This window comes from Sphingobium quisquiliarum P25 (assembly GCF_000445065.1).
Lineage (GTDB): Bacteria > Pseudomonadota > Alphaproteobacteria > Sphingomonadales > Sphingomonadaceae > Sphingobium > Sphingobium quisquiliarum.
In genome coordinates this window covers 1-13,457 of sequence record NZ_ATHO01000158.1, presented here as the reverse complement: position 1 = coordinate 13,457, position 13,457 = coordinate 1, and the positions used below count along the sequence as shown (strand labels likewise).

12 protein-coding genes, 1 tRNA gene and 2 pseudogenes are annotated in these 13,457 nt (G+C 58.1%); 8 read left to right on the top strand and 7 right to left on the bottom strand.

Features of this window, described 5'->3' with window-relative positions; translation table 11 throughout:
• Positions 1-3 precede the first annotated feature (3 nt).
• From L288_RS0122220 to L288_RS39355, 3 genes are all read right to left on the bottom strand, one after another.
• Positions 4-396, bottom strand: coding sequence for a type II toxin-antitoxin system death-on-curing family toxin (locus L288_RS0122220; protein WP_031304850.1), 393 nt, complete (start codon positions 394-396; stop codon positions 4-6).
• Positions 386-613: an AbrB/MazE/SpoVT family DNA-binding domain-containing protein gene (locus tag L288_RS42730; protein ID WP_084466085.1), complete on the bottom strand. Its 228-nt coding sequence runs from the start codon at positions 611-613 to the stop codon at positions 386-388. Before L288_RS42730 ends, L288_RS0122220 begins: the two co-directional genes overlap by 11 nt.
• 98 nt (positions 614-711) lie before the next feature.
• A tRNA-Val gene (locus tag L288_RS39355) sits at positions 712-783 on the bottom strand.
• Positions 784-902: 119 nt separating this feature from the next.
• On the opposite strand from L288_RS39355, the gene L288_RS39350 reads away from it, so the two are divergent.
• Positions 903-2,228, top strand: coding sequence for a Tim44 domain-containing protein (locus tag L288_RS39350; protein WP_236613071.1), 1,326 nt, complete (start codon positions 903-905; stop codon positions 2,226-2,228).
• Positions 2,229-2,293: 65 nt separating this feature from the next.
• On the opposite strand, the pseudogene L288_RS39345 reads toward L288_RS39350, so the two are convergent.
• A pseudogene (locus L288_RS39345) lies at positions 2,294-2,656 on the bottom strand (GNAT family N-acetyltransferase); the annotation flags it as partial.
• Positions 2,657-2,782: 126 nt separating this feature from the next.
• Between L288_RS39345 and L288_RS42725 the strand changes: the two are divergent.
• From L288_RS42725 to L288_RS39335, 3 genes are all read left to right on the top strand, one after another.
• On the top strand, positions 2,783-3,991 hold the full coding sequence (locus tag L288_RS42725; protein ID WP_236613069.1) for a glycosyltransferase family 87 protein: 1,209 nt from the start codon (positions 2,783-2,785) through the stop codon (positions 3,989-3,991).
• A 528-nt stretch (positions 3,992-4,519) separates the two neighbouring features.
• Positions 4,520-5,407 (top strand): replication initiator protein A, encoded by an 888-nt coding sequence (locus tag L288_RS39340; RefSeq protein WP_031304847.1) that lies wholly within the window; start codon positions 4,520-4,522, stop codon positions 5,405-5,407.
• A gap of 485 nt (positions 5,408-5,892) precedes the next feature.
• Positions 5,893-6,759, top strand: a complete 867-nt coding sequence (locus L288_RS39335) for a helix-turn-helix domain-containing protein (RefSeq protein WP_021239664.1) — start codon at positions 5,893-5,895, stop codon at positions 6,757-6,759.
• Positions 6,760-7,120: 361 nt separating this feature from the next.
• On the opposite strand, the gene L288_RS39330 is transcribed toward L288_RS39335, so the two are convergent.
• The gene (locus tag L288_RS39330) at positions 7,121-8,728 is read right to left on the bottom strand and encodes an FMN-binding glutamate synthase family protein (RefSeq protein ID WP_021239663.1); all 1,608 of its coding nucleotides are present in this window, start codon (positions 8,726-8,728) and stop codon (positions 7,121-7,123) included.
• A gap of 194 nt (positions 8,729-8,922) precedes the next feature.
• Here L288_RS39330 and L288_RS43250 point away from each other — a divergent pair, with 194 nt between their 5' ends.
• Positions 8,923-9,126, top strand: a complete 204-nt coding sequence (locus L288_RS43250; protein WP_152522114.1) for a PLP-dependent transferase — start codon at positions 8,923-8,925, stop codon at positions 9,124-9,126.
• A gap of 372 nt (positions 9,127-9,498) precedes the next feature.
• Entirely contained in the window at positions 9,499-10,191 is a 693-nt protein-coding gene (locus L288_RS39325) for an autotransporter outer membrane beta-barrel domain-containing protein (protein WP_021239662.1), read from the top strand.
• Positions 10,192-10,267: 76 nt separating this feature from the next.
• On the opposite strand, the gene L288_RS39320 is transcribed toward L288_RS39325, so the two are convergent.
• Together L288_RS39320 and L288_RS39315 are read right to left on the bottom strand one after the other, a co-directional pair.
• Positions 10,268-10,582 (bottom strand): hypothetical protein, encoded by a 315-nt coding sequence (locus L288_RS39320; protein WP_021239661.1) that lies wholly within the window; start codon positions 10,580-10,582, stop codon positions 10,268-10,270.
• Entirely contained in the window at positions 10,582-11,277 is a 696-nt protein-coding gene (locus L288_RS39315) for a nucleotide-binding protein (RefSeq protein ID WP_021239660.1), read from the bottom strand. The genes L288_RS39320 and L288_RS39315 overlap by 1 nt, the downstream gene beginning before the upstream one ends.
• 139 nt (positions 11,278-11,416) lie before the next feature.
• Between L288_RS39315 and L288_RS39310 the strand changes: the two genes are divergently transcribed.
• Together L288_RS39310 and L288_RS42720 are read left to right on the top strand one after the other, a co-directional pair.
• Positions 11,417-12,598, top strand: a complete 1,182-nt coding sequence (locus L288_RS39310; protein ID WP_201766659.1) for a right-handed parallel beta-helix repeat-containing protein — start codon at positions 11,417-11,419, stop codon at positions 12,596-12,598.
• A 77-nt stretch (positions 12,599-12,675) separates the two neighbouring features.
• Positions 12,676-13,457, top strand: a pseudogene (locus tag L288_RS42720) (IS5 family transposase).

Sequence of the window (13,457 nt, the reverse complement as noted above, 5' to 3'; positions counted from 1 at the left end):
ACCTCAGGACGACTGAATGTGTTGGCGGAACCAGTCAGCCATCTCAACCTCTGACAGTTCGCCGCCAGCCAAGGCGACAAAAGCCACCACCAACTCAGCATCCGTAGCGGCCAATGCGTATCCGTTGAGCATGAGGAACGTTTCGCTCACCACCGCTGCGGTTCTTTTGTTGCCGTCTACAAAAGGATGGTTTCGCGCAATGCCGAATGCATAGCCTGCGGATAAGTCCGCGACATCGGGTTCGCCATAGCCCGCCAAATTTACGGGGCGAGTCATAGCGCTATCAAGCAGGCCGTGGTCGCGCATCCCATCATCTCCGCCATGCTCCGCTACTTGCTCGGCATGCGCTGCTGAAGCCACCTCGGCCGTGACCCAAATCCAGTGCCTATTTGGCAAGTTCACGCAGCGCACGCTTGCGCCGAAGCATCACTTCGCGAGCGGCCGCCATCTGCGCTTCAAAATCTGGCGCAGCAGCACTTAATTCGATGCCCCGAGGAGTTGTCACCAATGAGAGCGTTTCTCCCACCTGGACATTAAGGTGCGCCAAAACATCGCGAGGTAAAATGACACCTGCACTGTTCCCAATTTTGGTGATTTTGAGAGCGCTGTTCATACGACAGTTATAACGCGGCTATGCTTGAAAGCAAGGGCGCGGTGCGCGCCACTCACACAGCAAAAACCCCGCCAAAATGATTGGCGGGTTTTCGACGGGAGGCGTGGCAAGGATTGAACTTGCGACCCGTGGGATGTCAACACAGTGCTCTACCACTGAGCTACACGCCCCCACTGGAGACGGCCAATAGCGGCGCATCTCTACGCAAGCGGTTTCACTGGACCATGCGCCCATAAACTGCCGGGTCGGGCGTCTTTTTTGTGATGACTTGGCACGGCTTCAGCGGAAGTTGGAACAGGCGCGCTCTATTTTCATCCTCCCGCAGAGCTTGGCTACAGAACAGCGCCTGTTGCTTTTGAAGGACGCCATGCATATCCTGCACATATGCGGGCCGGGCCCCTCTGGCGATTGCGTGAACAGCGATCGTGATGTCGGACCGCATCGAGCGTGCTCGATGCTGGCCGATTACTATAGTGCCCGATCACTCAAAGCCGCTCGTCGTCTGGACTGGAAACGAGGAGGCTCATGTGATGCCCAAAAACCGCGACCTTATTGTCGCTGCTCAGCTTGGAGCCTCGCCGATCGCAAAGCGGCAAGCGTCCTCATCGGTCCTGCACCTGAGAAACTCGGCCAATGGGCAAAAGGATTTCCGATGATTGGAACTAAGTTTCGCACCGCTGGCGCTCTCGCCATGAGCCTGGCAGTCGCCGTCATGATCGCAAGCCCCGCTGATGCAAGGCGCGGCGGCAGCGCCGGTAGCAGAGGTTCGCGAACGGCGATCGCCCCGCCGGTAACGAAGACCGCGCCTAATCAGGCAGCGCCGGTACAGCGGACCATGACCAATAAGCCTGCTCCTGCGCAGGCGAATGCGGCCGCTGCTCGTCCGGGGGCCGCGAACAGCCACAGCAGGTTCGGCAATATGGCAAAAGGCCTGATCGGCGGCCTCGTCATGGGCGGTCTTATCGGGATGTTGCTCGGCAACGGCTTTGGCGCCCTGGCTGGCAGCGGGATGCTGATGGCTTTGCTCCAGATCGCCCTGATAGGTGGACTCATCTGGTTCGGGCTCAAAATATTTCGTCGCCGCTCCCAATTGGCCCCTGCCGGGATGCCGGCTTCTTCCCAATATTCGGCGCACCCTTTCACTAGCGCGCCCCAACAGCCGTTTTCGGCCACGGCCTTCCCCGTGCGTCCGGTTGAACTCCAGACTCACGAGATTGTGATCACGAGGGAGGATCAGCAGAGCTTCGAACGCCTGCTGGCGGATGTGCAGGATGCGTTTGGGCGTGAGGATTATGCCCAGCTGCGCGCCTACACTACGCCAGAAATCATGTCCTACCTTGCCGAGGAACTGAGCCAGAACGCAACCAAAGGCCAGCGGAACGAGGTTTCCGCAACCGAGCTGCTTGATGCAGAAGTCGCAGAGGCCTGGGGCGAAGATGGCACGGACTATGCGACGATTGCGATGCGCTATCAGAGCATCGATATCATGCGTGATCGGAACAGCGGTGCGGTGGTTTCTGGTGACCCGCATCAGCCGAGCGTGACGACCGAGCTTTGGACCTTCGTGAGAGACGCCCGTAACCCCTGGCGTTTGTCGGCGATCCAGGAGGCGTGATTTACAGACCTGACCGTCGCTGACGTTGCGAGGGTCAGGTCAACACTGACGGAGTGCGCCGACGTTTAGCGGGTTGGCGAAATGTCGCGGGTCATCCAGCGTGCAAGTGTTCCATAAGTCGCAAGCTTCTCCAGAAGTTCGCCTGATGCGGCCCCTTCAGCAAAGCCGAGCTGACGCCAATATTCTGCCGCTACTTCGACGGCGACCAATTCCGCGCTGTACAGGCGATCTTCGGCCGCCAGATCAAACGCGTGTGCAATGATCTGCTGGCCAACCTTTAGCCCGCGCTTCGCTGGCGAGACCGCAAGATCATGTATGAAGAGCACCTCGCTCGGTATGGGATCGGCAATCACCGAACCCAGGGGCGGCGGTGACTGGCGCCTCCAACCATGAGCCAGCAGATAGCCCAACAATTGCCCTCCCTGCTTCGCTGCGAGGCACTCTCAGGCTTGTAACGCGGTTGAACGTTGCCTTGCTTGTGCGCTGCCACTTAAGATTTTTATTACCTTTCTCGTTAACAATAGAAGGAAATAACTGAAGCCATGTGAGGGAATGTGCAAGAGATCACCAGAAACCGCCCGTCTCTTGCAGACGAAACATTAATATGGATGGGAGCTCTGTCGATAGCGCCCATTTTATTTATATATGATCTGATACAATTAGACGGAATTCACCTGACAAAATCTCATTTAATATTAGGAAGAGATTTTTTGAATGTGTGGACAGGCGGACAGATTGCGCTGTCAGGAAAAACAAGTATTTTGTATGACTACTTTGGTTATATGAGTTGGCAGGCAGCTATATTCGGCCATCTTGATCCATATAATTATTCCTATCCGCCTCATAGCCTTTTTCTCGCCGTTCCATTTGGTAGCCTCCCGTATCTTACGGCTTTGGCGTTATGGACAGTGGCGGGCGCCAGTTTCTTTTTCTGGACAGCCCGTCCTTATATGCCTGATAATATCAACGCATTTTGCGCCATCGTCACGCCTGCGGCGGTAGTAAATATTTGGGCAGGTCATTATGGATTCCTAATAGGGGGTCTGTGGCTTCTATTTTTTTCACTAATAAAATCTCACCAGAAATTAGCCGGTGTAATTGCTGGATTTCTGACTATAAAGCCGCATCTTGGCATCTTTATCGCGTTAACGATGATTTGCAGAAGAAAATATAAATCTGTATTAATAGCATTTGTAACTACAACGTTTCTCATTGCAGCAAGTGGCCTATTTTTCGGTTTTAAGTTGTGGCCTCAGTGGCTTTTTGAAACTTCCGCTTTGCAGGGGAAGATCATGACAGCCCCAGGAGAGAAATTCTATTATTTGATGATGCCTTCAGCGTTCATTGCCCTGCGAAATGCGCCTGACCAGATTGCCTTGGTTGTGCAGGCGGGTTTTGGGCTTGCTGCCTTCGGACTCGTTTGGAAGGCTCGAAGAGCAATACCAGAGGATCTAGCCTTCATTGCTGCGTCTGCGACAGCGATCGTTTTGCCATATATATTTAACTATGATCTAACGGTTGCCAGCCTGGGCTTTCTAGTTTGCCTTTACAGACATTGGGCAATTTTGGCTCGCTGGGAGAAGGCCGCGCTATGGCTCGGTTTTGCCGTGCCATTACTGGTGATGGCTTTTGGCTATGTCGGTCCAATTGGCTTGCTGATTGGCCTTATCGTACAGGTGCGCCATGCCAGATCATCGGAAACGATTTCCTTAGGCAAAGTCCGCCTTTCTAGCAGACGCTGGGTGATAGGTGCTATCGGATAGCTACCGATACCAAATTAACTGGGCATCGGCCTCGGGTTATATGCTGCCCCACTGGTTGTGTGAGATAAGGGCGCTCGACCTGAGGCTACCTGGTAAAGGCCTTACATGGAGTTGCACTTAACATAATTAGGGCGCTGGTGGGCGCGTGAGTTGCTCGTTTGCCTAGACAAGGAGATATCCAGAGCGGACGCGCAAACCACTGCCTATAGGATTGATGCCCCCAAGCTGTTGGCTATTGGATATCCTAAAGGTATCCGAAAGATAGCTATTTATAGTCTGCTTTGTGCATGGTTCTGCTCAGCCTATTTCCCGCCGTTACGAGTAGCCGGGACCATACGCCCCCCTCTCATTGGGATTTACTTTCAGCATTCTCCTTCCGGCAAGTTTGACCGGCTCTTCGTTCATCGGATACTCCCCTGGTGAGGATCGGATCGCACCTCACATGAGCTTGATCCTGTTCCCGCAGACAAATTCGTGCTTTCGAGTAGAAATTGCCAGACCGGCATAATGGGCAAGGGAACGATCGTAATGGGCACTCCGCAGGGCGAACTGTTCAAGCTCGACAGCCCGCTGGTCGGCGAGATCCGGGGCGAGCGGTCGCTGATGGCCTTTCCCTTCTTTGCGCTTAGTAAAAACGCCTGGATGAAGCCCCTCGCCTACGCCACCCCCACGGTGTCGATCGAGGTGCGGCCGAGCGCGCGGGGCGTTGCCACCATCTACGACAAGGAAATCGTCCTCTATATCGCCAGCCTCATGGCCTCTAAGATCGACGAAGGCATGGCGGTGTCGCAGGATTTCACCTTCACCGCCCACGACCTGTTCAGCGTCACGGGCTCCAACCACAGCGCCCGTTCCTACTCGCGCCTGGCTGACGCGCTGGAGCGGTTGCAGGGCACGCAGATCAAGACGAATATCGAAGCGGGCGGCGAAGGCGAGGACGGTTTCTTTTCCTGGTTGTCGGAAGCCCGCCTGCAATATGCGCGCTCGGGCAAGGGCGAGAAACGGCTGAAGGCGGTCAAGGTTCGGCTGTGCGACTGGCTGTTCCGCGCCATCCTGCGCGACCGCCAAGTGCTTGATTATGCGTCCACTTATTTCCAGCTGGGGCCGATCGAGCGGCGGATTTACGAAGTTGCGCGCTCGACCTGCGTCGATGGTGAGCCGCTGGAGATGGACCTCCAGACGCTGAAGCTCCAGATCGGCTTTCAAAACCCCCTCTCCAACTTCCGCATCGCCATGCGCCAGATCGCGGCGGCGAACGCCATCCCCGACTATGACATCGTTCTGATCGAGGACGCACCGGCAGAGGACGGCCCCCGCAAAGTCGGGCGCAGGCCTGCCAAGGCGCGGGTCATCCTCTCCCGCCGCCCGCAGCCGGGCCCTGAGCTGATGATCGAGGATCAGGTCGAAGAGGCCTGACAGCCCCCTTTCCTCCCGCCGACCTGTTAAGGGCTTTGCCAAGCCCTTCCCTGATTCGCGCCTGCTTGTTTTGGCGGGCTAATTTCTACTCGAAAGCACGAATGGGGCCGTCCTAATTCTACTCGAAAGCACGAATCGAGGGGCAATTCCTACTCGAAAGCACGAATCAAATAGGGTGAAATTTCGCTTTCCTACTTGAAAGCACGAACCGTAAAGCCTTCCACCACGCGGATATTGCTGCGAATATGTTGCAGCTGGCCATGGGGGCTGAGCGGAAGATGACTGAAGGGGTGGCTGTGACCACATAATAGAAAGCCCGGCACGAAGGCCGGGCATCCATTTGGGTAGTGGAGCGACGTCGCCAAACGTCGAACCGGATTTAACCGTCCCTCCTCCCTACGCCAGATCGAACGCCGTTTCAAGGATGCGCGCTTCGCGCCACGCTATCTTTTTGTCTGGTGACGGCCTTCCGCATGGAGGGACGAATGGGAACGCTTGGCTTTGGCGAGGCGATGGTGGGCGCGCTCGCCGCTGTAAAAACGCCCGGAAGAAGCGGGATGGCAAGGAAGGAAGGCGCGCGCCAGCCAAGGTCCGGCGCGCCGCATCCGACCGGCGCGCCCGTGCTGCGCGACAGCGTGGAAGCGGGCACGTTCGAACATGTCTTCTTCGTCGCGCCCGCCAAGGGCGAAACCGACCGTTTGCTGCGCGCCGCCCGACGCATTCTGGACGCAGGCCGCCAGCTGCGCAGCGAAGCCCGGCGCGACAGACGGGAACTGACCCCGGCGGAACGGCTGCTGACATCGCTCACCGCCGCCAGCGTGCGCGTGTTCGAAGAAATCCTGACCCTCGCCCGTCTCAACAAGGGCCGCGTATTCCCAAGCTATGATCATCTGACACAAGCCACGAGCCTTGGCCGCGCCACTGTCGCCCGGGCTTTGCGTATATTGGAGAGCATCGGTTTCCTCGTCCGCCAGCGCCGTTTCAAGCGCGTCGAGGGCGACGGCCCCGGCCCCCGCTATGAGCAGACCTCCAACGCCTATCGCGCCTTCCTGCCCAAGATCGTCCAGGCCTATCTGCCCCGCTGGATGCGCCCTGCCCCCGTCCCCGACGACGAGTTGCAGCGCGAAGCCGACCGGATCGAGGCGATCGAGCATATGCACGCCCGCCTGCCAGCCCATGAGCAGGCCAAGGCCGCGCTCAAAGGCCCCCTCGCCAAGGTTCTTGCCCGTCTCGACGCCGCGCTAGAGCGCAAGGAGCGTGAGTCTCAAAAAGAACCTCAACCTCTACTCGATTCATTTATAAAAGAGATAATCGGAGTTGGCCTTGCTGGCCAACAACGTCATTCCTTATAAAAGCCCAGCTTCACCCTCCTCTTATCCTCGAACACCAACCCAATACGGCAAGGGCCGAACGCACCGCTACGCGGCGCGAATGCTCCCCAGCGGGAGCAAGCGGTTATGGTGTATGCAAAACCCGCCGAGGCGCTGGAGGACAGCTTTTAATGAAGAAGCGCAGATTCGATGGTCAGTAACCAGCGCTACCTTTGGAAACCGCAATCCGGAAAGCATGCGCGCCACCCTATGAGGTCGAAACAGCGAACAGAATTCCTTCCTCGCGGGCATAAGGCGGAATGGCTAGCCTTGGGCTTCCATTATGGTATCGGATAGCTATCTTATGGATAGCCTTTTGGCCCGACATTCATCGCCTGCCTGTTTAAGCCGCTGCCTTTGCCAGATCGAAACTGTCCGCCCGCGCCAGGCTCCAGCTTGACCGATAAAATTCATTGCCTTCCCCGCCGGAGATCAAATCGCCCGGCAACAGGAAACTATGGAGCTGCGCAAAGAGGCGGATCTCGGTTGGGCTTACGCGACGGACCAGATGATGGGGCCCGATCTCGCTTGGGTGCTGGAGCCCCGCCGCGGCGATCATTTCTGAAAGAGCATGCAGCGTGTTGCGATGGAAATGGAAGACGCGATCGGCCTTTTCAGGCACGACCAGCGCCCTCTGGCGCAGGGGATCCTGCGTCGCGACGCCCACGGGGCAGCGGTTTGTATTGCAGGTCAGCGACTGGATACAGCCGATCGCGAACATGAAACCCCGCCCGGCATTGACCCAGTCAGCCCCCAGCGCATGCGCGGCGGCGATATCGAAGGCGCTGACGATCTTTCCAGCAGCCCCGAGCTTGATCTTGTCCCGTACACCCGCGCCAACCAGCGTGTTGTGGACGAAGAGCAACCCCTCCCGCATGGGCGTGCCCAGATGATCGGTGAATTCCAGGGGGGCAGCGCCAGTGCCGCCTTCCGCGCCATCCACGACGATGAAATCGGGGAAAATGCTTGTCTCGCGCATGGCTTTCACCATGCCCATAAACTCCCATGGCTGGCCGATGCAAAGCTTGAAACCCACCGGCTTGCCGCCCGACAGCTTCCGCAGGAGGGCGATGAACTGCATCATTTCGATCGGCGTTGAAAAGGCGCGGTGGCGGGCAGGGGAGACGCAGTCTTCCCCGATGGGCACGCCGCGCGTGAGCGAAATTTCCTCCGTTACCTTGCTGCCGGGCAGGATGCCGCCATGGCCGGGCTTTGCGCCTTGGCTGAGCTTGATTTCAATCATCTTCACTTGTGGATCGGCAGCCTTGGCGGTGAAGGCATCAGGATCGAAATTGCCGTCAGCCGTCCTGCAGCCGAAATAGCCGCTTCCCAATTCCCATATCAGGTCGCCGCCATGCTCACGGTGGTAGGGGCTGATGCTGCCTTCGCCGGTATCATGGGCAAAGCCGCCCATCTTCGCGCCCAAATTCAGCGCGCGGATGGCATTGGCGCTGAGCGATCCAAAGCTCATCGCCGATATATTGAAGATGGATGCGGAATAGGGCTGGGTGCAATCGCTCCCGCCGATCAGGACGCGGAATGTCGCAGGATCTGCCGGTGGGGCAGGGCGGGTCGAGTGGCCGATAAACTCATACCCGTTCCCATATACGTCGAGCTGGGTTCCAAAGGCCCGCTCGCTGCTCTCATTCTTCGACCGGGCATAGACCAGCGAACGCTGACTACGGGAAAAGGGCGTCTCGTCATATTCGCCCTCGATCAGATATTGGCGGATTTCAGGGCGTATATCCTCAAAATACCACCGCAGCCGCCCAATAATGGGATAGTTGCGCCGCACGGAATGGAGCGGTTGGAAAAGGTCGTAGATGCCGGCCACCGAGAGGATCGCGCCAACCACGAACAAGGGAACCGCCCAGACGCCTGGCAGATAATAGCCAGCGACGATGGTGCTGATCAGCGCGATGCCAAGGGCGCTGAATCGGGTGAGAAGCAAGATTGAAAACTCCGTGCTCTTTAAGCAGGCTCGGTGGCCTGCGGAATGATTGCGTTCTAATCAGGATGGCGCGTTAAGCCAGTCAGGTTCCGCTTCTCGTCCGCGCAGTCGGCATCAAGGGTGGGTAGCGCGTCTTGCTCTCGCTTGCGGTCAAAGCCACCCTGAAGGTTCATCTTTCATCCCACCAAGCTTGTATGTCTAAAACGGGGCACAGACCGAAAATGCTTGCCGTTCATGCAGGATGGCGGGCTGATGGCTCCACGACTCACTCTCAGCTGGACGAGGCCGAGCAGCTTGCATCCGGTGTATCGCCAGGTTACGTCCGTCTCTCTACAAGGATCGAGCATATCAGCGATATTCTGGCTGATATCCACCAGGCGCTGGCCGCCGCCGCATAAGCCTCGGAAGAGTGATGCCCATGGCGTCTCCTTCTGAAGATATGCAGGGCATATGAACAGCTATTGGATATCCAACAGATATCAGATAGATATCCGGTATTAAGGCGCCGTCTTGTTGCTTCTCCGGCCAAGGCCGCGAGAGCTTGCTCCAGCACCGCGCTCAGCGGATAGCTACCAGATATCATCTTCACATAATCACTTGAGAGCATTGGCTTTCCCTGTGTAGACCGGCCTTGGGCTAAACGGGGATGAAGCCATGAAGTTCGGAAATAGCGCGTCCATTGCGGCGGCGCTCCGCACTGCCTCGACCAGCATGCAGGGGGATGAGGCGGGCTTCTTCACCTTCGGCCAGACGCTGGGTGGCTGGCGCCTATGTCGGCTATCGACGCGCGGCAGCAGATCGGCGCGCTTGCGGCCCGGACGGAGGCTGACGGCATGCTGGCCGGTGTGGTCGCGCAGGGTGCCGCAGGCGGTTTCCAGATTGCCGCCTCTTTGAGCTACGACGGCAGCAAGGCCGACACCGACCGTACGCTGTTCGGCGGCAGCAAGGTGAGCAGCCACTATCGCCTGCGCAGCTGGACGGCTGACATGTCCCTCGGCCATGCCTTCGCCTTGGACCAGAACTGGGCCATCGCGCCCGAGATCGGCGTCACCCACATCTCCTCCCGCCGCAGTGGCGCGAACGAGCGCGGAGACGCAGTCTCGGCCCTCGACGTCGAAGCACGCCGCACCAAGGCGACCTTCCTGTGCGGCGCACTGGAACTGCGTGGTTCGGCCGAGGCTCAAATCAGCCCCTGGCTGTCGGCAGGCGTCCTGCACCAGATAAGCGGCAGGCGGGCCTTCGCCACCGCCGCCTATAGGGGCGTGGCTGACGGCCTGACCGTTGCAGGGGTGGGGCGCAGCGAAACCCTCGCCACAGTGGGGGCGGGAGCAAGCCTCAAGGTATCGCCCACCGCTGCGTTGTTCTTCGGCGCCACAGCGAATTCGGCGCGGAAAGCAGCGGCCAAAGTGCGACCGTGGGCTTCCGCCTGCGCTTCTAACTCGGAACATTCCCGGGATAGCTAATAAGATACCAAAAAGATATCTATAGCTATCCGACCCAATCCCTTTTATTTCGCTAGTTCATTCACCAATTCGCGCCTCAATCCTTCCGCTTCTCATCCAGCGCAACCAAAGCCTGCTCCAGCACCGCCCCCAGCGGAAGACCCATGTCATCAGCAATGCTGTAAAGCGCCGCGATCGTCTCCTCAGTCGCCTTGATGTTAATCTGGCGATTGCGCCCAGTCGTATGCCTACGAGGCTGCCGCGTCGGGGCAGGGGAGGGCGTGTTCTGCGCTTTGCGGCTCGGAAACCCGCTTGCCTGTGCCAGCTGGTCGATCGCCTCGGTAGCGACCGGGCGGGAAGGAAGCTCCGGTGCGAAATCGTCGAGATCGCCAAAGGGATTAGCCCTGCTCATCACGCCATCTCCGTCTTGGTTGCAGTCGCGTTCCGGCCTTGCCGCAGCCGCTCAATCACCTCGACCGCGAACTGCTCGGCATTGACGATCGCCTTGTCGAGATTGGGCACGTCTTTCTCGTCGAGATCCTCGAGCGTCTTCTGAAAGGAAAAAATCGCCCGAAACGCCTCCCGCTCATGCAGCTGCGTCGTGAACACCGGCACTCCGGCATCGTTGAGACCACTCTGTATATGCCCCATGGTCCGCGTCCGAATAATCGGACTGGTGCGGGTGAGCAGCACGCCAAAAGGCACGGCGCGCCCCGTCATCTTCTCATGCTGCTTCAAGACCTTTATCGCGCGACCCGCCTGCTCGGCATCGAGTTGTGACCCTTGCATCGGGATGATGACCAGATCGGCCTGACTGACTGCAAGCAAGACGATTTTGGCGGCCGTGCCTTCTAGATCGACAATGACGAAGGGTGTCTGTGCCGCAGCTTCCTCGACGCGGTCGAGGATATTGTCCTCGTCGACATTTGCGACGACGGAGAGATTTTCGGGCAGGGTAGCGCCTCTACTCCAGGCATGGATCGGATGGTTGGGATCCGCGTCGATCACCGTTACCTTGGCGCCTCGCGCCACCTCCGATGCGAGCAGAAGCGCGGCCGTGGTCTTGCCGACGCCGCCCTTGGGACTGATGAATGCGACTGTAGGCATCGGATATCCTTTCAGCTACCATTTAGCTATCCGATAGCGATCTGGTCAATGCCTGTGTTGATCGCATATGGTCGGTGCAGACTATTGACGTATCTGTCTTTTGGGGGTCGAAACAGGCTTGAGGGAAGTGAGGACGACAATGGCCAGATTGACTACATTCTTGGCCGTTTTGATGACCCTGGCGGCGGCAGCTTGTGGAAGCCAGCCTTCCGGTGCGCAGACATGTGCGCCCCTGGATATGGTCCGGAACACCACCAAGGACGCTACCCCCGCGCTTTCCAAATGCATCGAAAAAATGGCGGGGAAGGAGAGCTTGAAGCTGCGCGCGGGTGTCTATCGATTGCTAACACCGCTTGTCATTGATCGGACGGTCACGATCGAAACCGTGCCTGCGATGTCAGGGGCGGCCTGTTCGAAGGACACAGGCGCTAATTGCGCGGTGCTGGCGATCGGTCGGATGCCGCCGCAACCTACCGCTGGCATCATGCCTGTCGAGATCACCGCGCCCAATGTTCGTCTCCGTTCCATCGCCATCATGGGCGCTGGGCAGAAAGATGTCGCATGGCAGCGGCGCATCTGCCTAGACCAACATGCCAGGCCCCTGGGCGGGGCCATGCGCGTCAGGGCCGATGGTTTCGAAATAACGAATGTGCTTTTGAAGGATGCTAGCTGCTATACCGCCCTTGAGGTCGTCAAAGGCGTCAAAGGCGTCACGATAAAAGAAAATGTCATTGGACCCAACGGCAATCATAAGATTCAGGATATGTGGGCCGATGGCGTAACTATCCATGACGCGGCGAAAATCGTCGTCGAAAACAACCTGTTTCGGGACAACACGGACGTTCAACTCATTTTTGGCGGATGCGTCGGATGCCGCATCGCAAGGAACAGGTTTATCCATTCCAGCGACTTGGCCCATGGATCCTTTGCGGAACTCATGCTGCATGCCTGGCCGGACACCAGCGGCAATTTTGCCGATAGCGTGACATCGGACAACAGCATCGACTGTGGAGTGGGTCGTCGGTGCGGTTACGGCATCATGATCGGTGGTGAACCATGGTATCCTTCCAAGGCGTCTGGCGGAACCGTGATTGGTAATCGGATCGCTAATGCGCTGCTGGCGATCAATATCGATAAATTGACAGGGCCGATGGACATCAGAGACAATATAGTTTCAGGTTCAGGCGGAACCGCTAATTCCGATTGCGGCCTCAGGGATTGGCCTAGCGTCAATATTTCGACGCATTCTCAAATGTTTATCGTCAAAAAGCCAAAGGAATATGCCTCTTTGGATACTGGAAAATGTCTTTTGAACAGATAGGCATCTAGGCCGTGTTGACAAAAGGGATTCCCAAGCGGCTCAGATTCTGATTCAAGGCTGCCCTTTGGGGAGCAGTCATGGGCCGTGGGGATCTGTCGGATGCGGAATGGGAGCTGATCGGCCCGCTGCTACCATCTGAGCGGGGGCGCTGGGCGCGGCCTGCTGGCGATAACCGGCGTTTTCTCAACGGCATGCTTCACGTGCTACGGGTAGGTTGTCCCTGGCGGGACATGCATGAGCGTTACGGCAAGTGGAATTCGGTCTATGTCCGGTTCCGGCGTTGGGCCGAGCAAGGCGTCTGGGATGCCCTGCTGCAAACGCTGGTCGATCTGGGCTTAACCGACGACTGGCAGCACATGATCGACAGCACCACGGTTCGCGGCCACGTCTCGGCAGTGGGCGGAAAAGGGGGGCTTGTGCGCAGGCTTTTGGTCGATCACGCGGCGGCTTTACGAGCAAGGTCCACGCCCGCTGTGACAATCAAGGACTGCCTATCGGGTTCATCCTGACCGGCGGCGAAGCCTCGGATTACGGGGCCGTCGATGACCTGATGGCCCTGCCACTCCCCAAGCCCAAGGCGCTACTCGCCGACAAAGGCTACGATGGTGACCGGCTTCGCGAAGACCTGCTCATGCGCGGCATTCTGCCGATCATCCCGCCCCGGTCGAACCGGAAAGCTCCAGTCCATCCAGACTATCGGCGCTACAGGGATCGCAACCGCATCGAGCGCATGTTCGGCAAACTGAAGCAGCAGCGCCGCATCGCCACCCGCTACGACAAGACCGCCCTGTCGTTCGAGAGCTTCCTCAACCTCGCCGCCGCCCGGCTATGGCTGAAGTCTTTTGTCAACGGGGGCTAG

What these genes read in the sequence shown, in the direction of transcription:
- L288_RS42730 (WP_084466085.1), bottom strand. Translation starts at nt 613, where the DNA reads ATGAACAGCGCTCTCAAAATCACCAAAATTGGGAACAGTGCAGGTGTC.
- L288_RS39340 (WP_031304847.1), top strand. Translation starts at nt 4,520, where the DNA reads ATGGGCACTCCGCAGGGCGAACTGTTCAAGCTCGACAGCCCGCTGGTC.
- L288_RS39335 (WP_021239664.1), top strand. Translation starts at nt 5,893, where the DNA reads ATGGGAACGCTTGGCTTTGGCGAGGCGATGGTGGGCGCGCTCGCCGCT.
- L288_RS43250 (WP_152522114.1), top strand. Translation starts at nt 8,923, where the DNA reads ATGTCTAAAACGGGGCACAGACCGAAAATGCTTGCCGTTCATGCAGGA.
- L288_RS39325 (WP_021239662.1), top strand. Translation starts at nt 9,499, where the DNA reads ATGTCGGCTATCGACGCGCGGCAGCAGATCGGCGCGCTTGCGGCCCGG.
- L288_RS39320 (WP_021239661.1), bottom strand. Translation starts at nt 10,582, where the DNA reads ATGAGCAGGGCTAATCCCTTTGGCGATCTCGACGATTTCGCACCGGAG.
- L288_RS39315 (WP_021239660.1), bottom strand. Translation starts at nt 11,277, where the DNA reads ATGCCTACAGTCGCATTCATCAGTCCCAAGGGCGGCGTCGGCAAGACC.
- L288_RS39310 (WP_201766659.1), top strand. Translation starts at nt 11,417, where the DNA reads ATGGCCAGATTGACTACATTCTTGGCCGTTTTGATGACCCTGGCGGCG.